Source organism: Arsenicibacter rosenii (assembly GCF_001870735.1).
Lineage (GTDB): Bacteria > Bacteroidota > Bacteroidia > Cytophagales > Spirosomataceae > Arsenicibacter > Arsenicibacter rosenii.
Genome location: NZ_MORL01000003.1, coordinates 326283 through 346108 on the forward strand (window position 1 = coordinate 326283; position 19826 = coordinate 346108).

Annotated in this window: 20 protein-coding genes; 19 read left to right on the forward strand and 1 reads right to left on the reverse strand. The window is 54.7% G+C overall.

Translation table 11 applies throughout. The features are described 5' to 3' along the window. Positions 1-11 precede the first annotated feature (11 nt). The 19 genes from BLX24_RS08165 to BLX24_RS08255 all read left to right on the forward strand — a co-directional run bounded on the left by BLX24_RS08165 (position 12) and on the right by BLX24_RS08255 (position 18587). Positions 12-257, forward strand: a complete 246-nt coding sequence (locus BLX24_RS08165; RefSeq protein WP_071502619.1) for a hypothetical protein — start codon at positions 12-14, stop codon at positions 255-257. Beyond that, entirely contained in the window at positions 229-1854 is a 1626-nt protein-coding gene (locus tag BLX24_RS08170; protein ID WP_071502620.1) for a hypothetical protein, read from the forward strand. The genes BLX24_RS08165 and BLX24_RS08170 overlap by 29 nt, the downstream gene beginning before the upstream one ends. A gap of 3 nt (positions 1855-1857) precedes the next feature. After that, complete coding sequence (locus BLX24_RS08175; RefSeq protein ID WP_071502621.1) at positions 1858-3474, forward strand: hypothetical protein; 1617 nt, start codon at positions 1858-1860, stop codon at positions 3472-3474. Beyond that, complete coding sequence (locus tag BLX24_RS08180; RefSeq protein ID WP_071502622.1) at positions 3474-4640, forward strand: hypothetical protein; 1167 nt, start codon at positions 3474-3476, stop codon at positions 4638-4640. Before BLX24_RS08175 ends, BLX24_RS08180 begins: the two co-directional genes overlap by 1 nt. A gap of 9 nt (positions 4641-4649) precedes the next feature. Further along, positions 4650-6407 (forward strand): hypothetical protein, encoded by a 1758-nt coding sequence (locus tag BLX24_RS08185; RefSeq protein ID WP_071502623.1) that lies wholly within the window; start codon positions 4650-4652, stop codon positions 6405-6407. Between the two features lie 4 nt (positions 6408-6411). Next, positions 6412-7659, forward strand: a complete 1248-nt coding sequence (locus tag BLX24_RS08190; protein WP_071502624.1) for a phage head spike fiber domain-containing protein — start codon at positions 6412-6414, stop codon at positions 7657-7659. A gap of 6 nt (positions 7660-7665) precedes the next feature. Beyond that, positions 7666-8091, forward strand: coding sequence for a hypothetical protein (locus tag BLX24_RS08195; RefSeq protein ID WP_071502625.1), 426 nt, complete (start codon positions 7666-7668; stop codon positions 8089-8091). 2 nt (positions 8092-8093) lie between these two features. Then, entirely contained in the window at positions 8094-8477 is a 384-nt protein-coding gene (locus tag BLX24_RS08200; RefSeq protein ID WP_071502626.1) for a DUF1353 domain-containing protein, read from the forward strand. A 47-nt stretch (positions 8478-8524) separates the two neighbouring features. Next, entirely contained in the window at positions 8525-9160 is a 636-nt protein-coding gene (locus BLX24_RS08205) for a hypothetical protein (protein WP_071502627.1), read from the forward strand. A gap of 14 nt (positions 9161-9174) precedes the next feature. Further along, positions 9175-9510, forward strand: coding sequence for a hypothetical protein (locus BLX24_RS08210; protein WP_071502628.1), 336 nt, complete (start codon positions 9175-9177; stop codon positions 9508-9510). A 5-nt stretch (positions 9511-9515) separates the two neighbouring features. Further along, positions 9516-9917 (forward strand): M15 family metallopeptidase, encoded by a 402-nt coding sequence (locus BLX24_RS08215; RefSeq protein WP_071502629.1) that lies wholly within the window; start codon positions 9516-9518, stop codon positions 9915-9917. Between the two features lie 57 nt (positions 9918-9974). Beyond that, a complete protein-coding gene (locus tag BLX24_RS08220; RefSeq protein ID WP_071502630.1) occupies positions 9975-11981 on the forward strand; it encodes a hypothetical protein in 2007 nt (668 codons plus the stop codon). After that, entirely contained in the window at positions 11981-12505 is a 525-nt protein-coding gene (locus BLX24_RS08225) for a hypothetical protein (RefSeq protein ID WP_071502631.1), read from the forward strand. The genes BLX24_RS08220 and BLX24_RS08225 overlap by 1 nt, the downstream gene beginning before the upstream one ends. A 7-nt stretch (positions 12506-12512) precedes the next feature. Continuing rightward, positions 12513-15809 carry a phage tail tape measure protein gene (locus BLX24_RS08230; protein WP_177225802.1) on the forward strand — a complete coding sequence of 1099 codons (3297 nt, stop codon included), beginning with the start codon at positions 12513-12515 and terminating at the stop codon, positions 15807-15809. 469 nt (positions 15810-16278) lie between these two features. After that, positions 16279-16620, forward strand: coding sequence for a hypothetical protein (locus BLX24_RS08235; RefSeq protein ID WP_071502633.1), 342 nt, complete (start codon positions 16279-16281; stop codon positions 16618-16620). Between the two features lie 17 nt (positions 16621-16637). Next, positions 16638-17126, forward strand: coding sequence for a hypothetical protein (locus BLX24_RS08240; RefSeq protein ID WP_143092607.1), 489 nt, complete (start codon positions 16638-16640; stop codon positions 17124-17126). 9 nt (positions 17127-17135) lie between these two features. Further along, positions 17136-17666 carry a hypothetical protein gene (locus BLX24_RS08245; protein WP_071502635.1) on the forward strand — a complete coding sequence of 177 codons (531 nt, stop codon included), beginning with the start codon at positions 17136-17138 and terminating at the stop codon, positions 17664-17666. 58 nt (positions 17667-17724) lie between these two features. Further along, positions 17725-18369: a heavy metal-binding domain-containing protein gene (locus BLX24_RS08250; RefSeq protein ID WP_083421858.1), complete on the forward strand. Its 645-nt coding sequence runs from the start codon at positions 17725-17727 to the stop codon at positions 18367-18369. A gap of 2 nt (positions 18370-18371) precedes the next feature. Beyond that, positions 18372-18587 (forward strand): DUF6965 family protein, encoded by a 216-nt coding sequence (locus tag BLX24_RS08255; RefSeq protein WP_071502637.1) that lies wholly within the window; start codon positions 18372-18374, stop codon positions 18585-18587. Positions 18588-18737: 150 nt separating this feature from the next. On the opposite strand, the gene BLX24_RS08260 is transcribed toward BLX24_RS08255, so the two are convergent. Beyond that, entirely contained in the window at positions 18738-19685 is a 948-nt protein-coding gene (locus BLX24_RS08260; protein WP_071502638.1) for a DUF5677 domain-containing protein, read from the reverse strand. Positions 19686-19826 lie beyond the last annotated feature (141 nt).

The window sequence follows — 19826 nt, forward strand, 5'->3', positions numbered from 1 at the left end:
CTGTCTGTCTCATGCAACCAAACGAATTTCGTGAGGCCCTGATCCGCCAGGGCTTCCAGCAGGTGCCCGGTGTGGCTGTCCTGTTCCGTCTCAACAATACACACCCGCTGTTTTCCGCCAACCTGATGGCCGCACCTGCCATTCACGTAGAGATTGCCCCCGGTAACTCGCGCATGGAGCTGGTCAGCAGCGAAGAGGAAATTGTCAACGTGTTAAACGCTGCATACGATGCCGGTAGCCAACAAACCACCGCTTAATACCTTCCGCTGGGCACCCGACTGGGTGACCCGGCCCAAGATTGCTGCCGTTGTCGATAACGCGAAGGCAATGTTGTATCAGGTGATTCAGGTTGATTCGCCGTCTGATCTGATCGGACGTGCCGGTGTGAGTATTCTCATTAAACCGGACCCGTCAAAGCCTGATATTCCGCTGGCGTCGAAAGGGCTGTGGCTGATCGGCAATGACCTGTGGGCGATCCTGGTGAACTTTCAGGCGTATATCCCTAACCAGAACAACAGCGGCAACTTTAACCCGAATGCAACGCCCTACGAACTGACGTATGAGCAGGGGCGTGCCGTCGCTAATTACATCGAACTGGCCGGGGTAATCGCTCATGAGGGCGTCGGTGAAGGGTATTTGCGGGAACACGGCTGGCAGACATCGGGTAACCACGTTTCGGCATTTGAACAGGGCATGGCCGCGCGGATTAAGGAACGTTTTGCCAGTGAAGCCCCTAACCGGAAGCCTTACTTCAAATGTAACTACGGAGCCTTTTACACCTTCCGGCACCGGATGAAGTTCGGATTCCGGATCGACGGAACGACGGTTCCGCCAACACACAGTTATTTCAAATCACTGCTTCAGAACCGTGCCGTTGCCCGGCAAAGCTGCCCGTTCTGGCAGCTGAACTATGATGAACTGGGTATGGTGCATGACATGAAATTCTATCTGGAAGATTTCGAGTCACGGCGGGATTTCTACATGATATGCTACGTGGCCGAAGTATGCAGGTTTGCTACGCTTCAGGATAACGGTCTGCCACGAAACCGGAACGCGTTTCATTTCTGGGTCAAGATTGAGCAGCTACCGGAACAGGGGATTACCTGGGCCATCCACAACCTGACCCGTTACCGGCGTGAGATTCCGTCGAGAGGTGGCCATGTGGTCACCACGGAACACCCGCAGGCGGATCACGAATTATTTGTGGCCGGTTGTCTGTTTGTCATCGCCATCGGTGTTATCGCGGCGACCGGCGAAACGATCAACGATAACTTCCACTGGGAAAATTCTGAGATATACGGCAACAATCCGGAGTACATGACCGAACCCAACCCGTTCCCGAATCAGGAGCGGGCGAATCTGGTTCGCTGGCGCAATAATGACGGCACCTATGATACGAATGCCCCCTACAATCCGGCCATCAAAGGTTATCCGGAAAGTCCGATGGGCTACATGTCGATTGCGCCCAAAGCGATTGAGATGTATCAGACCACGGCTGCGACGGCCGGTGTCGAGTGGCGCGACGGCCGGTATAAGTGCATAGAGCGAAATGGTTCGCCGGTCGACGAGCCCTGGGTAGACCCAAAGGCAGACAAAACCACGATTCTTGATATCGCTGCCATGTATGACGGCTACAATGCCACCGGACCGGGCAAGGTTCGCGGTGGTCTGGCGCTGAAGCTACGGGATAAGTCAGCAAACGGGCAGCGCAACCTGTCAGTGATGTGGTATCACGCCGGCCGCAATCCGGATGTATTTGAAAAGTATCTGGTCGAGCCGTGGAGCGGCAAACAGATTACCATCAACGTGCAGGGTGCTACCTGTGAGGTGTTTAACGAATCGTATCCGGTGTAAAATATGGGTGACCAAACGTGGATTAATAAGGTAAACCGCAAGCTTGCTGACTATGACGAGCACTTGCGCGGATTGCTGGATACGCCCTACAAATTTGCGTATGAGGCAATTAATTACCTGCATAACCACTTCGGGCATTTTGAGCTGTCAGACATACCGGCTTATCGGGGGCGAATGAAGTGCATTCAGACGCATGAGGGAAGCCGGTTTGAGCGCAAACCGTTTCCGGTCAATGAGCAGGGCGTGGCCCTTGACGAGCCGGACGGGGTAATGATCCTGCGCTGTGATGCGGACCCGCGCTGCTACTGGTACCGCTCGCCGGTCGCCGGGCATACCGTTCTGGCGGACTGGTTTAAACACGACCGCAACACCTGGACAGACGCACTGCAGAACGCCATCAACTACGTTGCGCCGCGCGAACTGGAACTGGTCGTCAGTACCGGCACCTACGTACTAACCAGAACACTCGTCAAGCCAAACGGGTATTTCGGCCTGAACATGCGGGGTATCAGCCGGGGGGTGACCTTTGAGTATAGCGGAATTGAGCCGGACGAGTACGGGCGGCGGGTCTGTCTGAAAATCCCCAACACAACCGGTATCAGTGAGCTGAATCATTGTTACATCCGGAGTATCCGCTTTAAAGGTGATTCAGGCACAATTGGTTTACAGTTTAATGGTGCTCAGGGTCAGCGTTACACGGACTGCCGGTTCATGGACAACCTGATCGGTGTTCAGCACCTGAACGGCAAAGGTGACTTTACAGAGTATTGTCAGGGTGAGGATTGCGACTTTAATATCGAGTGCGCTACCCCGGTTTCCTATGAAGGTGACCGGGGCACGGGTCCGGATGACCGCGCAGACTTCAGTTTTAAGGGGTGCGGTCTGAAGGGTACCAACTACATCAACACGGACGGGCGAGGCCCGGTAGTACTGATCGGAGACTACTGCCTGCCCTATAACGCCCCGTTTTCGGCTGAAATCTGGACACACCCGCATCCTGACCAGCAGCCGGGGGAAGTGATTGAGTATCCTGTTTTCAAGAACCTCAACGGCCCCGGCGAATACTTTACCCCGGTTTTTTTCGGCAATCTGACAATGGAATACTACGGGGGGACGGTGATACTGGGAGAAGGCTGGAACACGCTCTACGTCGGCAATATCATTATGAACGGGGGGCGTATAGCCTCCGGACGCGTGATCCCCTGCCAGAAGGCCCTGATTGACGGTAACCAGACCATTCCCATGGGCATCAATTACGCTATCAAACGGTATTTAGCGCCGGGCCGCAACGAAATGCGTGTGCCGCTGCCCAACAGCGCCTATACGGTGTCGGTCGATCTGGTAGGGACCAATTACACCTCCCGGATACTGTATACACTGATGCACCGTGGTTACGGCGCGGTGCCGTGGCTGCGGGACGAGGGGCTGGGCATCCAGGCAGGTCCTAATCAGACGGTCTACGGGCCTCCGAAAATCTATACGGAGGTTGACGGGGACGAGTATATCGTCATTGAAAACGGCAACTATCCGGCAACCGGTGAGGGCAGAATACTGGCATGGCTTAACTATAAAAGCGCCTCTGACTATCCGGTCGGGTCGGCGCAGGGATCAATATTCTAATGGCAGATACAGACTTATTACCGCCCGGCATTCAGCTCAATTATACCAGCGAGAGTCTGCCGTTTTTTGACAAGGGACTTAACCGCAGGGGCGGCAAGGTGGCCAATGCCAGCACGCTGATCAGCACCCGAAGCGAGAACGGACCGAATGTGCCGGACAGCTACCGCATGGATGCTGTCGAGTTCTGGCAGACCGCTCCGGGACAGTGGAAAACGCTCGCCGGCGGCGGCTTATCCGGCAACCAGTGGTTTTACGTGGCGACCGTCGATGCGCGCGCGGGCGGCAGTCTCAGTCAGGTACAGATCAGTGTGCGGGGCCTTGCGGCTGACAGCACGAATCTGGCTGTTTTGTTCTCTGTAAAAACAAGGGGCGGCATCGACGTAATCGAGCACCTCAACGGCCCGGCAACGCTGGAAAGCCGCTCTGTTTTCTGCGAACTGCGGGAAGGACCGGTGATGCAGCTTGTGGCAGGCCGCGAGAAAAATCCGGACGGATCGGATGCGGTAGACACGGCAGGAAACTACATTCCGGTCATTATCAACGTGCCGACTTACCGCGTCTATCTGCGTACAGCCGGTATTACCGTGCTACAGGCACAGATTACCAACGGCATTAATGTGCTGGCGGAGGAGGCGCTTGCTGACACGGTTTTTGAGCTGCTGACGGCCGCGCCGTCCGGCACGAAGGTATACGACACGGCCAGCAAGCGCCCCGAGTTCTGGACGCCTAACGAGGGCTTTACCTTCACGCAGGACTATAATATTATTCTGGGCAACAGCTGGCTGCAAATGCCCGGCTTTGAGTCAGCTGTCGTCCGTGCCTTCCGGCAGGGGCGGCTGAAAATGGTCTTTCTTACCGGCATGATTAACGGGGGCAATCTGGCACCGGGCACGGTCATCGGCAACATTCCGGCGGACTCGGAGCTGCGGCCAACGACCGAGATTTTCCGCGACCTGAATTTTACCGAGGGAGGGACACTGACCGTCTCTGCACCGGCAAACGAGTATTCGACCGGTACGGCTCCGATCAGCGCGGGGACTGTCTTCAGGATTCCGACGCAGGGCTGCATACAGATTTCGCCAAACGGCAATATCGCAATCAAATCCGTACCGATCGGTGCCAGCTGGTTGTCGCTGGCCTGTACCCCCTGGTGGATCACAACCTAATTTTCAACTATGATTGCACTACAAAAACTCGTCAATCTGTCACTGTCGGGCAACCGTCAGAACGAGTACCGGCTTCCGCTGTACTTCGCCAGCGGGCAGGTGCCCTCCGATCTGGAGGCAGAGGTGTATTTCGGGGACGATCCGACGCCTGTTCCCTCCCTGAAGCCGGCGTTTATCCTGCCCCAGACCCGGCCGGATCTGGCGATTCTGGTCATCTCCGGCCCCAAGATGCTGGCCGCATCGGATTACAGTAATCTCTACGTCGAGCTGAGCTACGGCGGTATGGTGCAGACGCGCGGCACACTGACGGCTGATCTGCGCACCGAACAGACGCCCCGGCAGGATTTCTTTAAGCTGCATACCTTTGGCGGTGACATGGTCTACGTCTTTCTGGATCAGATCATCGCGCAGATGCTGGGGGTGCAGGATGATGTAAACGAGAAGCTGGGCAGCGTGGAGGATATTCAGCAGGATATCATTACCCGTCAGAATGTGATTATCGGGTTGTCGGAGCAGACGGCTGACGACCGGCAGGCGACTAATCAGGACCGTCAGCAGGTAGCATCGGATACACAGACGGTTGGCAACAACCTGAACCTGACAAACACCTATAAGAACAGCGCCTACAGTTCGTCTGTTTTTGCCAAAACGAGTGAAGATAATGCCAAAACCAGCGAAACTAACGCTGCCGCATCGGCCCTGCTGGCCCAGCAGGAGCGTATTGCCGCGCAGGAAAACCGTTACCGCTATATGGGCAGCTGGGCACCCAACACGGATTACATCGTCGGCGACGGTGTTTTGTATGGCAATTCGTTTTACCGGCGCAAGACTGCCGGAAACAGCGGGTCTACCTTCGCAAAAGCCAATTGGGACTTACTGGCTGCCGGTGTTAATCCGCGCGGTTCGTGGGCGGCGACTACAAACTATCTGCTTAACGATCTGGTAGTATTCCGCCGGTCTGCCTACCTGGCTACATCGGATTTTACGTCCGGATCAACCTTTAACCGCAGCAACTGGACACGTATTGCGTCGGGCTGGAATCCGGCCGGTGCATGGGCTGCGACTACCCAGTACTACGAAGATGATATCGTAACGAATACCGGCAGCTCCTACCGGGTTACGGCCGATCACACATCCGGCGCAAGTTTCAGTGCCAGTAATCTCGAACTGATTGCCGCAAAAGGCAACACAGGCGATAACGCCTATACTAGCCTATCAGCCGGTTTCACCATGCCGGCTGTACTCGGGACGGTTTCGGCTACGGTCGGGACAACGGCCTGGATGGCGGCCGGGATAGCGGTGTACGTCGCGGGTGCGGGATACATGCTGGTGTCGTCGGTGACAAATGCTACCACCGTCGTGCTGCAAAATATCAACTATGTGGGTAATGCAGCGGCGGCGGCAAGCATCGCTTCAGGCGGGACCGTATCACCTGCCGGACGGGGAACGCCCAACTACGTAATTCCGGCGGCCAGTGTGAATACGTCCCTGACCTACGACATGGCGACGGATCCCAACCTCATGCAGGAAATCACGCTGACGGGCAACGTGGCGACTTTCAACCTGAACGGTAAGGCGTTCGGGCGGGTGCTGGTGCTGTCGGTGATTCAGGGGGGATCAGGCAACTACTCGATTACATTCGGCAGCGATATCAAGACACCGGGCGGGGCGGCGGTAGATTTCAATCTTACGGTTGGGGGGCGTACAATGCTGCATTTTCTGGCCATCAGCAACACCGAGGCACTGTTAACCTATATCAAGCTATAACACTATGCTGAGAGACCTTGCATCATCGTTCGGGCAGTTCACGCCGTCGTTATTTCACGATTTCACCAAAGGGGTGATGCCTTCCGGTTACACATTCACCCGCAACAGCATTGCAACGCGGATTAATTCAGCGGGGGCAATGGAAACGGTAGCGGCCAACGTACCCCGGATTGACTACGATCCTGTCACGCTGGCATGTAGAGGGCTGTTAACTGAAGAGAAGCGGACGAACTACTTCCAGAACTCTTTTACGCCCGGTAGCTGGGCGACGGCAGGTAGCACGATAAAGGCAGCAAACGCGACTATTGGGCCGGACGGCTCGCTAGTACCTTCGTTCACTAACACATCAGGTCAGTTTAGTGCTGTTACCATCCCCCTTGCGGCTGGCTTTACTCTGGCAAATAGCACTACTTATACACGCAGTATATTGTTTAAGTGCCTGGCTGCAAGCAATCCAACGGCAAATAAGAGGTTTGTTTGGGAGGTAACATTGGGTGCTAGCGGACTGGCTAATGCCAGTTTTAACCTCGCTACGCTAACTACGACAAAGAGCGCAACAATTGCAGCTGCAACACTGGAAGACTGGGGGAATGGCTGGTATCGCGCGATAATGACCTTTACGACGGATGCGACCGGAACGCCTTCTCTCGGAGGAAATTACATTGCCGGGTATGCATCCAGTACAGATACCTGTACACTGGCTTTTTTTGCGGCACAATTTGAAGTTGGCTCTATTGCAACGTCTCCTATTCCAACCGCAACCGCCGCCGTTACCCGTGAGTGGGAAAACACTGACCTATCATTAGCGGCTAACCCGTCATGGTTCAATCAGGATCAGTTTTCGCTCGTCATGGAAACCTACATCAACAAGTTTTCTAACGGTAGTGCAGGGGCTGGGCAGAGTCTCCTTTCCTTGCTCGGTACGGATTGGAGCTGGTTTGTACAGCAGTCATCGACGCTCATATATTTTCGAAATATCCGGGCAGGAAACACAGGCTTTCTCCCCTATTCGCTCAATCAGGTGCAGCGGTTTGCCGTGGGATTCAGGCGGGGGGAGAAAGTACGGGCCTTTTCACCCGGCAATAATTCATCCCTGACATCAAGTTCCGTTTCGCTTAGTTCAAGCCCGTTTACGGGAATCCGGTTAGGATCTTTCGTAAACGGAGACCAGCAGTTCAACAACTACATCCGCAAGCTCTGGATTTACCCGCGATCAATGGCGAGTCAATTTTTACAGGCTTCCGTCAACTAAATCACTATGCAAATCGAAGAAACAAAAGAGAGCCTAAAACGCAACTGGGACTTTCTAAGCCCTGAACAGATAGCCGATCTGGAAGCACGTGGCGTAATTGAAAACGTCGTCGATGCGACGTTCAACAGCCGGGTAATCGGCAACAACTACTCCGGTAACGCGAATACCCGCCGGGTGTACGTGTTCGGGCCGCACAGCGAGGAGAATATTGTCGGCGAGGCGAAGCCGTTCAGGAGCATCAGCAGCCTGAACCCTGTGAACATGCACGGGGTGGCGGGGTATCTGGTGCAGAATGAACCGGCGATACAGGCGGCGCTGATCGAGCAGAACGGGGGCACGTTTCCGGCGATTCTTGATCCGGTGATTCCGGAGCCGCCGGTGGAGCCGGAAGAGCCTGTAGAGCCGGAACCGGAGACCGAAACCCCGCAGTAGCCATGCCCGCCCATCTGCTGCACGCAACCGTCCGAAAGCTCTACAGTGACGCCAAATACGACTGGTGGGAGCTGGCCGAGGAGGCAGCGATCACCGTCGATGGTGTCAGCTATGTCATTCCGGCGGGCTTCGTGTCAGACGGGGCATCGGTCCCCTTCTGGGTACCGGACTGGCTTATTCCGAGAGCCGGCCGGAGCTTTCTGCCGTCACTCGGTCATGACTGGCTCTGCTCGCTGGCGATTGTGCCGGAAGAGACAGCAAACGCCTGGTACTACACCGCGCTACAGGATGCCGGTGTGCCACAGTGGCAGGTTGAGCTCATGTACAGTTACTGCGAGACGTATGCCGTATTCCGGTATGGCGAGCTGGTGAAGAACGATCTGTAGTCCCCGCCGGCGGGAGAAAGCCGGAGTATTTACCCAAACGTAACTCTATGAAAACACTGCTTAATCTCTCCCTGCCCCTCTGGCTGGCAGCTCTGCTGCTGGGCTCGCTCTGGGGCGTAAACGCCTACAGGCACTCCCGCACCGTCAGCAGGCTCACGGCCCTTGCCGACAGCCTGCGGCTCCGCAATACGGAGCTGGTCAGTGAAAACCAGACTCTTCAGTCCCGCGAGCAGCAGATTGCCATCGCCAGTCAGCGCCGGCAGCTGCTGGATGCCGTGCAGGTGCAGCTGCTGAAAGATTCAGTCAGCCGCCTGCCGCTTTTAACCCGGATCCGGTACGTATACCAGACAACCGGTGCCGCGCCTGCCCCGCCCGTGTATCTGCTGCCGGCAGTGAGCTCCCGGCTAACCATCTGCTACGATACGGTAGCCTACCGGCAGCTCACGCTTAATCTGGCCGAGCTGACCTGGCACAGGCGCACCGGTCCGATCCGGGCGGAAGCTGAGGTCCGGAAAGACCGCATCATCGCCGAATCGGCGCAGTCCTTCCGGGAAATAGCCGGCCGCGGCTGGTTCCGCCGGCGGCGGGCTGAGGCGGTCCGCGCCCTGAATCGTATTCAGGTCTGGGCACGGACGGATCAGGTGCTGACTGATTCCGCCGGCCGGATCCCCATTACCCCGTAACCAATCCAACAACCATGATACTACTTGAGTTTTTCACCCTTTCGGACAACTTCTGGACATTTCTTACTGCCGTTCTCGGTGCGGGTAACGTCCTTCAGCTGATCACCTTCTTTTTTACCCGCCGCAAACTCAATATTGAGACCAAGCGGGATCTGTACACACTGGTCGATGAGCTGAAGCTGAAGCACATTGAAGACACAACCCGCGCCGATACCCGCTATAACCTGCTTCAGCAGCGGGTCTATGATCTGGAAAAGGAAAAGCTGATTCTACAGATGACGCTGATGAAAAACGGCATTGAGGTGCCGGTCTACGCGCCTCCGAAGGAAGAACAACCCCCGAATCCGTAACAAGTATGCCATCCCGATCAACATCCGATCTGCATCCTGTTCTGGCCGCGGCCTGGCAGGATGCCTCTGCCAGATGGAAAAAGCAGTTTCCGTCGCTGGCCCAGCCCGTGCTCACGGCTACCTACCGCTCCCGCGAGGAGCAGGACGCCCTCTACCGGCAGGGCCGCACGGCTCCCGGCCCGAAGGTAACCAACGCCCGGGGCGGACAGTCACCGCATAACTTTAATCCGAGCTATGCCTTTGATGTGGCTTTTGTGAAGGCGGGGAAGACCGACTGGAACGAAAAACTCTTCCGCGAGTTTGCCCGGCTGGTGACCGATCCCCGCATTCAGTGGGGCGGTACCTTCCGCAGCCTGCCGGATATGCCGCACTTCGAGCTCAGGGGCTGGCAGCAGCTTACAAAGTAACCGTTCACTCTTCCGCCGGCGGAGCCCGCAGCCCCGCCGGCCATTAACCGCAGCCACATGATTCAGATCCGTAACGATGCGGGGCAATTCCTTCAGCTTTCCGCCGGGCAGGGCATCACCGTCGAGCAGGCCTCGGGCTGGCTGTCGGACGACAACCTGCCCGGCGCCTTCTCCTACCCCATTACCGCTCCGCTCAACGAGCACAACGAGCGGTTTCTGTCCTACAGCTGGCGGCCGGGCCACATCTCCCCGCAGATGGAGCTGCCCGTTAACGTCAACCTGGCCGGCATGCTCTACCGGCGCTGCACCTTCTCCTACCGGATCCGGGACGCCAAAATTGACGGGTATCTGAAAATCGACGGCGGCGAGGCCTTCTCAAAGCTCAAGGAGAAGCGGCTGGGGGAAGTACTGCCCGCCGGCATTCCCATGGCCGGCTATCCCGGTCAGCTGAAGGCCAGGCTCAGACAAATCGCCGCCATGGCGCCGGGCTCCTTCCCGTTTACGTTTTTTCCGGTGTACAACGAGCTGATGATTGAGCCGGAGTTCGGGGCCGACAAGCTGCCGGGCTTTACCCGCAGCAGCTACATTAATAACTGGGACCGGTATGATTTCGTGGTCGATTCGGCCGGTAAAACCGGCAACCTGATCAGCCCGCAGTTTTATCTGGCATGGATTGTTGAACAGGTGCTGCTGGCTGCGGGCTACCGCATGCAGGGGGACTTTTTCTCCCGGCCCGAAATCCGCCGGCTGGTGGTGCTGAATCTGACGGCCATGAGCGTTAAGACGGGCTTTTCCTCGCTTTTCCCCGATTACGTCTATCCCCGCTACCATGTGCCGGATATGACCGTCAGCGATTTTCTGAAGGCCGTCAAAACCCGCTTCGGGCTGGTGTTCGGCTTTAACTCGACGGAGAAGACCTGCACCATCCGGTGTTTTTCCGATGTGTGGCGGGAGCGGCCCGACCGGGACTGGCGGAGCTTTCAGAAGCCGGACTACGGCATTGAAGAGGCATCGGGATCGGGCTACACCATCGAGGAGTACCTGGATCCGGAGGATGAACTCTATAAGGTCCCCGACGGCAAGGGCGGCCTGACCCTGAGCCAGCCCGGAACCTACGTATCCGGCGACGGAGCAAACCGGATTACCATGCCCGTCGGTACGGCCAATATCACCTATCTGGTGACGCCCTACAATCAGGCCGCTAAATGGATCGTGCCGGTGGTGCGCCAGCCGGGCAACATTCTGGATCCGGCCTACCAGGCCTCGGCGCGGTATGTGACCGACGGCCAGCGCAAAAACAGCTGCGGGCTCAGGCTGCTCTCCTACATGGGCATGCAGAAGGATTCGGCCGGTTCGCTCTATCCGCTGGCCACGTCGGCCGTGCGCGACGGGACGCAGGCGCAGATCAGCAGCTTCTCCCCCGCCCTGTCGGGCCGCTTCGGGGGCTGGCATGGCGGGCTGGCGCTGTATTATTACTTTCTGTCCAATACCCGCAAAGTCACGGCCGACATGCTTCTTCCCGCGCAGGAGCTGGCCGCGCTGAAACTGCACAAGCCGGTAATGCTGTGGTTTGACCGCCAGCCGGGTCAGTTTCTGCCGGCCAAGATCACCGCCGAAGCACCGGGCCCCTCGGGCCTGCTCAAAGTCCGCGGGGAGTTTCAGACCGTGCCGGCAGCGATCAGCCTGGGCACAGAGTCATTTCCGGATCCGGTCTGGGTGGAGTGGACCGAAACCCGCACGCAGGCCTCGCGCTCGCAGTCGGGCGTGGTCTTCGTCGAGCGCCGCATTACCATCACCGTGAAGTGCTGGAAAGAGCGCCAGCGCATCACCCCGGCGGCCGTGCAGTCACTGCCGCTCAGGGTCAGAAAAAAGGTGGACTATGTAGTAGGCTCTTCGCAGCCCGACGTGGAAACGATCCAGACTTATTACGGCACCGGCACGCAGACCGTGCTGGAGAATAATACACTGGCCGACCGGCTTCAGTCCGGATCGATGCTGGCCGGCCTTCAGTTCTACACCACCACGTATCAGCTTGAACCTGGCGACGACTATAACATTATCTGATGGACTACCGCGATCTGGATATCAACGCAAAAATTAACCTGAGGGCCATGCTTCAGGCGTGGACCCGGGTGGCGCAGCAGCGCTTTCAGCAGAAGGAGATCACCCCCAAGGTATACGGGCTGATCACCAACCGCCGGGGCGTGCAGCGAACCAGCCTGGGCAAAAACTACCGGTTCGGGCAGGGCGAGCGCAAGTGGCTCAAGAAACGTACCTGGCAGCTGCGCGACAGCTGGCGCAGCCAGGTAACGGCCGGCAACGGCGGCGGGGCGGTGCAGTTATCGTTCCCGTTATACGGACGCTTTGTCGACATGGGCGTCGGGCGGGGCGTGGATTACCAGCTGGCAAAATACGCCCGCCGCAAGGCCAACGGCGAGGAGCTTAACCGCCAGCCCAGACGCTGGTACAGCAAGCGCAAGGCGTTTGAAACCCACCGGCTGCGTGAGCTGGCCGCCCGCTACTACGTCACGGTACCCGTCGACGTGATTGAAAACGCCTTATCAACGTCTATAACCCTTACTCCGTAACATGGGAATGACACAACAGGACCGGGCGGTCATTAACCTGGTCATCAACGGGCAGCAGGCCCAGACATCACTCAAGGAGATCACCCTGAGCACGGCCCGGCTGCGCTCGGAGATCATCAAAATGAAGGAGGCCGACAACCCCGAGCTCTACCGGGCAAAGGTCGCCGAATACCAGAAGATGGTGGCCGCCCAGAAGCAGATGGCCACCCAGATTAATAACACCACCACCGCCTGGCAGAAGTTCGGCCAGCGGTTTGCCGAGGTATCGGCGGGCGTACTGGGCGGCAACCTGATGACCATGGGCTTTCAGCAGATGCTGGGGCTGATTCCGGCCGTCACGCAGCGTGGCATGGAACTGAAGGACCAGCTGGCCGATATCGCCAAAACGGCCGACATGACCGATCTGGAAGTCGCCGGGCTCAACAAGGAGCTGCGTGGACTCAATACCCGTACCGCCACGAAGGATCTGCGCGAACTGGCGGCAGTGGGCGGTCAGTTCGGCATTGCGAAGGATCAGATGGCTGACTTTGTGGCGGGCGCCGACAAGATCAACGTGGCGCTGGGCGATCAGTTCGGCGGGGCCGAGCAGACGGTTACCCAGATGATGACCCTGCGCAATACGCTCCAGGACATCAAGACCGACCGCTCCGATCAGGATATGCTCCACATTGCCAACTCGATTAACGTACTGGAAGCTGCGGGGGCGGCTACGGCGCCCGTGATTGCGGACTTTACCAGCCGGATCGGCGGGGTGGCTATCCCGCTGGGCCTTACCTCGGCTCAGACGCTGGGACTCTCGGCCGCCCTTCAGGAAATGAACGTAACCGCCGAGCGGGGCTCAACGGCGGTAATCGACATCCTGAACGGCATGGCCAAGGCGCCGGCTGAATTTGCTCGGTATGCTATTGGTGCAGACGGGGCGAAACTAAGCAGCAAACAGTTTGCCGATCTGGTCAATAACGACCTGATGGGCGCACTGCTGTCGGTGGCCCGCGGCTTTAATACCGGCGATACGTCGGCCACCGGTATGGCGAAGAAAATGGACCAGATGGGCCTGTCGGGAACCGGGGTCATGGAGATCTTCATGAAGCTGGCCACTAATACCGACATGGTCGAGCAGAAGATTGCGCTCGCCGGCAGCAGCATCGATCAGACCAGCAGCATCACCGGGGAGTTCAGCAAGCGTAACTACGCCCTGGCGGTGAACATGAAAAAGCTGGGCGAGTTTGTGTCCAATTTACTGACCTCTGATACACTGCTGGGGCTGGGATCTGCGTTGACAGACATTGCTGTCAGAATGCTCGGATTAAAATCCGAGACAGAAGATACAATACATGCGTTTGAGGAGCAGAAAAACAAGGTTCAGAATCTAAATACACAGATCGGGCCATTACTTAGCCGGATCGACGAACTTAAGAGTAAGACGAACCTCTCGAAAACAGAGCAGGATGAGCTCAGGAAGGCCGTTGATAAGGTAGCTCAGGTTATGCCAATTGCTGCTTCCGGCTTCGATCAGTATGGAAGGGCAATGGATATCAATACTGAAAAGGCCCGGAAGTTCATGGAGCAGCAGCAGTATATGGCTGAGTACCTCAACCGCGACGCGATCAAGGCTCAGGAAAATGAGCTGGCCCAGCTGGAAAAGCAGCGGGCGGCACGGGTAAAGGATCTCAACAAAGGTGAGGTAACAGAAAAAGCCGGCCCCGGGGGCGGAGGTATTGCCGGTAGTCAGGCGCAGATTACCCGTAAAATGACCAATGAGGAGCTGTCTGCGATCCAGCAGGAAACAACGGAGCTGAATGCGGAGATCGAAAAGCGGAAGGAAATACTAAAAGGGCTTAAGGGCTACAGCTTAGATGTACGCAGGGAGATGCGGCGGGCGCGGCTCGGGGAAGACGTCCCTAAAATGCCGGCTGGAATACCCCCGTCAAAAACAGGAACCGGTACCGCTACCGAAATTGATCCGACTAAGGAAGAGAAAGAGCGGCTCAAAGCAAAGGAAGACGCCGAGGAGGCGATCCGCGAGCTGAGCGCAAAGGCGCAGGCCGACGAGAAAACCCGCGAGCTGGAGCGGGTGAAAGCCAACTATGAGAAGGAGCGGAAGAAGGCCAACGATGCCAAAATCTCGGCTGAGCTGCGCAAAACGTGGCTGGCCAATATCGCCGGTGCCGAGAAAGTTGAGCTCAAGCAGATCGAGGAGAAATACGATAAGCAGGAGCGCGACCGGCAGCAGAAAAAAATCGAGCAGCTGCTGAAGGATGCCGACGAGGAGCTGCAGATTAAAAAGCGGGTTGCGCTGGCCGACGTAAAGGCCGATCAGGCAGCGGGCAAAATCACCGACGAAGAAGCGAAGGCGGCGCAGCTGGTTGTCGAACAGACATATCTGGAGGCCCGCCGGCTGCTGTATACGGCCCACTACGAAACGCTCCAGGAACTGGCTAAAACCGATGCGGAGCGGCTGGAAGAAATCGCCCGCCAGAAAAAGGAGCGGCTGGCCGAGATTGATACGGCCATTCAGGAAAACGAAACCAGCCAGCAGCAGGCCAAATCCGAGATCGTCGAGGCTGAGACCAAAACCCGCAGCGAGCAGGAGCAGAAGGAAGAAAAAAACCGGGCAGATGCCCTGAAGGCCCACATGGACCGTCGCCGCGATATCTTTAACGATTCGGTGATGGTGCTCAAGGGCTTTTTTAAGGAAAACACCAAGGTTTACAGGGCGGCGCTGATCGCCCAGCAGGCCTGGGCGCTGGCCGAAACGGGCATCGAATACGGCCGGGCGCTGATGAAGTCCGTGGCCGCCGCTGCCGGCATTCCGTTCCCGGCCAACCTTTTAGCGATCGCTAAAAGTGCGGCCGTGCCGACGCTGAGTTTTGCCGGTGCCGTGGCCCGGATCCGGGCCCAGAAGTTTGACGCCCCGCAGTTTATTGACGGGGGCTTTACCCGCGACACGACCGGTATGCCCGGCGGATTTTACAGCACCCCGACGTTTTTTTCGGGGAAAAATTATTCGGTCAGCGAAGACGGCCGCCCGGAGTTTGTTATCAACAACAGGGCGCTTCAGGTGCCGGCGGTTGCCAACTTTGCCCGCATGCTCGACGTGGTGCAGCGCTCGGGGAATTATTCGGCTGTGGGAAACAGCTCGCCATCCGGATCCGGCAACGAGGCGCTGCTGGCTGAGATCCGGGCCATGCGGCAGGATATGCAGCAATCGGCTCAGCGACCCGTTTACGCCAAAATCCATTACCAGGCATGGGAGGATGAGACCGGCCGGATCAGCGACATCCGGAATCAGACAAGTTTATGAGTCTGTTTTTGGGCTGTAGCATGAAAGCCCGTACAGTTTCGTGTGCGGGCTTTTTTAAGTTCTATCGCACTTTTCACCGATACCTATTGTTTTTTTTTACAATACCTGTTGTAAAAAAACGTATTGTATGTAGTGTTATTTGCTTTCTATGTTGCATATTCGCGCTGCAAATCCCGTGAAAACCAGAGACATCATGACCCAAAACTACATCGCCATGAAAAAGATAGTATACGCAAATCCTTTGTATCTCGCACTCTAACCTATGTTTTTGCCAGTTGAGAAACTGCCAGCTAAAATGTCCCATACAGTTACTTATTTGTTACGAATCAGTCAGTTAATGGTTAATTAAACGTTGAAACAACGAGGTTAGGCACATTCTTTGTGGCCTCAACAATCAATGTATTGTCTATTCGAGACCGTGCACCAATAAGTTATCTGTAAACCAATACTTTCCGAGAGACGAAGACACATGAATAAAGAAACTCCCAACGAGTATAAAAGTGTAACCGCGCACTATATAAAAAATGAGCTTTTCAGGACCGTTTATGTTAGTGGCGTATACGGAGGATTTACACCGGAAGGCTTATTGAATGTAAACTTTTTTACCGAACGAGCGACAATTCCCCAGCAAATCACGATTACCCCTATTCAGGACGGGCAAAGATTACGCCTCGAAGAATCAAACCCTGTTGGAAAGCAAGGCATAACCAGGGAATTGCAGGTAGGAACTGTTATGAGTATCCAACAGGCACAGGCTTTACAGATCTGGCTTGCGGATAAAATTGAAGAGTTCAACAGGTTCAACCAATAAAGCCTCATAAAAGCATTATGGTAGATCTTTTTTTTAAACAATCGACAATACACGGAACAATTAACTCGGCAAAGATATGGATACTAGCTCCTCTTACCGTGTTGCCTCCCGTCCAAACAGCCAAAGCAGTAAGACAGCCATCATTTTCAGGCGTATCAGTTTTATATATGCCTCAATTTCTTGAGCAATTCATTGAAGAGGATGAAGTAAATAATTCAGAAGTTGAACGCCTGAATCAAGCGAATACGGCTATGCTCCCTGCCTCGATTGAACACTTACCTAAAGAGACGATAAAATTCATCTCTCAGAAAAACATATTAGCTGATGACATCTATACAGCTGATGAAGAATTAACCATTGTATTTTACAATCACGGAAAAAAACATATTGTTGATTTCTATCCCAACGGCGAGATTGCCTTCGTCATCAAAGACGGCAATAATTTCAAGACATGGGACTTAAATGAAGAAACTTTTTATGACACACTTATAAACAACGTTGAATAATAAGACTCTATGCCCGCCGACGAAAAACCCTGTTGCCCAGAATGCGCACTAGTTATTCCTGTCCACTTACATCAACATGATCGGCCCCCTACCGATATCCAAGACGATGAAGTGCTTTATAGAAGGTTTTTTGTAAAGGGGCCAACAAAGGACTGGAAAGCAAGGGGCAAGCAAGATATGGCTAAGGTTTTTCAGCTTTCAAATGACTCATATAACCGGTCATCACTAAGCAATGAATCCGACGTGCTATTTGATGATACAGGTCATTATTTTGCAAATGCCGGTATTCTTTCTGTTTCGATCAAACAGATAAGAAGTGCAGCAGGAACTTACACGTTAGAAGCACAGGGGAGAATACCTGCCCGTATTCTTTATTTTAATGCCATCCATGATCCTATGCACTGCAATTATGCACATGCTCAACTGGAAATATGGGAAAATGGCACTAGGGCACCTTCTCAGCCAAGCTCCATGAAAACAGTATTCCGAGAAATGCTATCTGACAATTGCAAAATGATTCGGGATGTTACTGAAGATTAAAACCTGCCACATCGGCAGGTTTTTTATTTAGATTGCCGGTCCTAAACCCCGTAAAAATATGTCATCCCACACGAAATGCCCTAACTGCGGCAAGTCCTTCACCGGCATGTTTGCCACCAGTCCAACCACGGCCAAACAGACGGCCACGATTAACAAGTACACTAATGCCGACAAGGAAGGGTACTGCATTGTCTGTGCGCAGGATATCTACGCTCAGATCGGCAGAAGCCTGACGCAGCAGAAAAATGAACTCGACACCAGGCTTCGCCAGATCCTGCACAAGTTCCCGATCCTGACCAGCCCTGCGCCGGTTAACTGGGACTATGAGGTGCTGGGTATGATTACAACCCAGACCACCAGCGGCACCGGCTTTCTGACTGAACTGTCACGGGGCTGGAACGACCTGTTTGGTACCACCTCAAATGCCAGTAATCAGAAAATTGCAGCGGCTACCAGCGTCTGCATGACAGAGCTGCGAATCAAGGCCGCCAGGGCCGGCGCAAACGCCATTGTGTCAGCCGACATTGATTTCAGCGAAGTAGGATCCGGCAGCACCAATATGCTGATGGTGTGCATGGCCGGTACAGCGATCCGCGTAAAAAGTCTGGAGTATTTTCCGGAGGTCAACCGGCCGCTGATTATCGAATCGGTTGAGATTATTAAAAAACTGGATGAACTGGCAGAGGAAGATCTGCTGAAATAAGTATGGACGAAAACGAAATCATCAGCCAGCTCCGGGAATTCTTCCGAACGGCTGAACTGCCGGAAGCACCGGTGCAGCTTAATTCATATACCAGTATCAGCGACACGAAGTCCTTCGTCGAGGTATCGCTCCGGCTGATTGAAGGGCGCCTGCCAGCTCCTCGAAAAATGGCAATTGCAGAGCTCAGTCAGCTGAAGAAACTTATTGAGTCACGGTAGCGGCTCCGTTACTTCCCGCAGGTATTCCGTCCTATATATAAATAGTGGGTTTACTATTATATAGGACAAGCAGAACGGCCGGCTCAGATTGAGCCGGCCGTTTTTAATGGAACCAGATTACTTGCTATTAGCTGAATGGCATCATCGAAATCACTCAAATGTCAACAATGGGTCTTCTCCTGTGATTTCAAGAAAAGCAGGAAGAACCGATCCCCACCAAGCCTTAAATTCTAATGCCTTTTCCGGTACTCTGGTATTAACATATAATACCAGAGTAGTAAGCATCATCATCAATAACTGCTTCCCGATTAACTGAATAGTCTCCGGATTCCTTAACTGGATAATACCTGCACGCCCTTCAGAACTTACCTCTACCTTACCATGGTAAATATCTGTCGCATGTATTGTCCCTGACCATCCCCGGTAAAGCACCTCATACATACCGGCCAGTTTAAGATACTTAGCCAGTTCCTCAATGCTGTTAACCGTCTCCCTGTCATTAAAAAGTGTGTACCATGTAAGTTTGCGCTTTTTCCCGTTCCCGTCAATCCTGAGACGGTCATATTCCTTAAGAGCATCCGCATATCTCGGTTTTTGCAGGTTTCGTTCTAATTCCTGTTTCTGCTCTTCAAGATCCACAGGTACAGGTGGTATAAGCCCCGATATTATTGAGTCCGCAGCAAACGTTGCCTTGAGCTGCTTATACTCCTGCGTTGACGGATCTGATTTATCCAGATTGTCTTTCACTCGCAATAACCGGAAAAGATTAAAAGCCGCCCCCCTGTTCTCTGTGTCTTTTTCAAGAAGATAAGCCAGATGCATATGCGTCTCAAACATAGATCTCAACAGTGCCTTCACAGGTTCTGCTGAGGAATGGCGGATTAGCAGCGAGCCGGCATCCGCCATTTCCAGCGTATGCCGGAAAGACATCAGTACAGGTAAGTGATATTCCTCTTTTCGTTGTTTGTCTATATCCCATTTTAACAGGCGGGATCCCATATCGACAAAGCTATCGACAGTGCTGCTTACTTTTTCAGCTACGGCACTGACATCCGGCTGAAGCTTGCGGGGGATAATTTCTTCTATTCCTTCAAACATAAAATTATTGTTTACTACACCCGTAACATCATATTAATAAATGAGGTTCTTTCGCGACAACCTTTGTACAGAAAAACCCTCGGTTTCCTGTACCCGGGCCATTGAATACGAAGTCGGCCCGTTTCCGTTCATAAAATGCGT

Excerpts from the sequence above, each read along its gene's own strand:
- BLX24_RS08165 (WP_071502619.1), top strand. The coding sequence starts at position 12 with ATGCAACCAAACGAATTTCGTGAGGCCCTGATCCGCCAGGGCTTCCAG.
- BLX24_RS08170 (WP_071502620.1), top strand. The coding sequence starts at position 229 with ATGCCGGTAGCCAACAAACCACCGCTTAATACCTTCCGCTGGGCACCC.
- BLX24_RS08175 (WP_071502621.1), top strand. The coding sequence starts at position 1,858 with ATGGGTGACCAAACGTGGATTAATAAGGTAAACCGCAAGCTTGCTGAC.
- BLX24_RS08180 (WP_071502622.1), top strand. The coding sequence starts at position 3,474 with ATGGCAGATACAGACTTATTACCGCCCGGCATTCAGCTCAATTATACC.
- BLX24_RS08185 (WP_071502623.1), top strand. The coding sequence starts at position 4,650 with ATGATTGCACTACAAAAACTCGTCAATCTGTCACTGTCGGGCAACCGT.
- BLX24_RS08190 (WP_071502624.1), top strand. The coding sequence starts at position 6,412 with ATGCTGAGAGACCTTGCATCATCGTTCGGGCAGTTCACGCCGTCGTTA.
- BLX24_RS08195 (WP_071502625.1), top strand. The coding sequence starts at position 7,666 with ATGCAAATCGAAGAAACAAAAGAGAGCCTAAAACGCAACTGGGACTTT.
- BLX24_RS08200 (WP_071502626.1), top strand. The coding sequence starts at position 8,094 with ATGCCCGCCCATCTGCTGCACGCAACCGTCCGAAAGCTCTACAGTGAC.
- BLX24_RS08205 (WP_071502627.1), top strand. The coding sequence starts at position 8,525 with ATGAAAACACTGCTTAATCTCTCCCTGCCCCTCTGGCTGGCAGCTCTG.
- BLX24_RS08210 (WP_071502628.1), top strand. The coding sequence starts at position 9,175 with ATGATACTACTTGAGTTTTTCACCCTTTCGGACAACTTCTGGACATTT.
- BLX24_RS08215 (WP_071502629.1), top strand. The coding sequence starts at position 9,516 with ATGCCATCCCGATCAACATCCGATCTGCATCCTGTTCTGGCCGCGGCC.
- BLX24_RS08220 (WP_071502630.1), top strand. The coding sequence starts at position 9,975 with ATGATTCAGATCCGTAACGATGCGGGGCAATTCCTTCAGCTTTCCGCC.
- BLX24_RS08225 (WP_071502631.1), top strand. The coding sequence starts at position 11,981 with ATGGACTACCGCGATCTGGATATCAACGCAAAAATTAACCTGAGGGCC.
- BLX24_RS08230 (WP_177225802.1), top strand. The coding sequence starts at position 12,513 with ATGACACAACAGGACCGGGCGGTCATTAACCTGGTCATCAACGGGCAG.
- BLX24_RS08235 (WP_071502633.1), top strand. The coding sequence starts at position 16,279 with ATGAATAAAGAAACTCCCAACGAGTATAAAAGTGTAACCGCGCACTAT.
- BLX24_RS08240 (WP_143092607.1), top strand. The coding sequence starts at position 16,638 with ATGGTAGATCTTTTTTTTAAACAATCGACAATACACGGAACAATTAAC.
- BLX24_RS08245 (WP_071502635.1), top strand. The coding sequence starts at position 17,136 with ATGCCCGCCGACGAAAAACCCTGTTGCCCAGAATGCGCACTAGTTATT.
- BLX24_RS08250 (WP_083421858.1), top strand. The coding sequence starts at position 17,725 with ATGTCATCCCACACGAAATGCCCTAACTGCGGCAAGTCCTTCACCGGC.
- BLX24_RS08255 (WP_071502637.1), top strand. The coding sequence starts at position 18,372 with ATGGACGAAAACGAAATCATCAGCCAGCTCCGGGAATTCTTCCGAACG.
- BLX24_RS08260 (WP_071502638.1), bottom strand. The coding sequence starts at position 19,685 with ATGTTTGAAGGAATAGAAGAAATTATCCCCCGCAAGCTTCAGCCGGAT.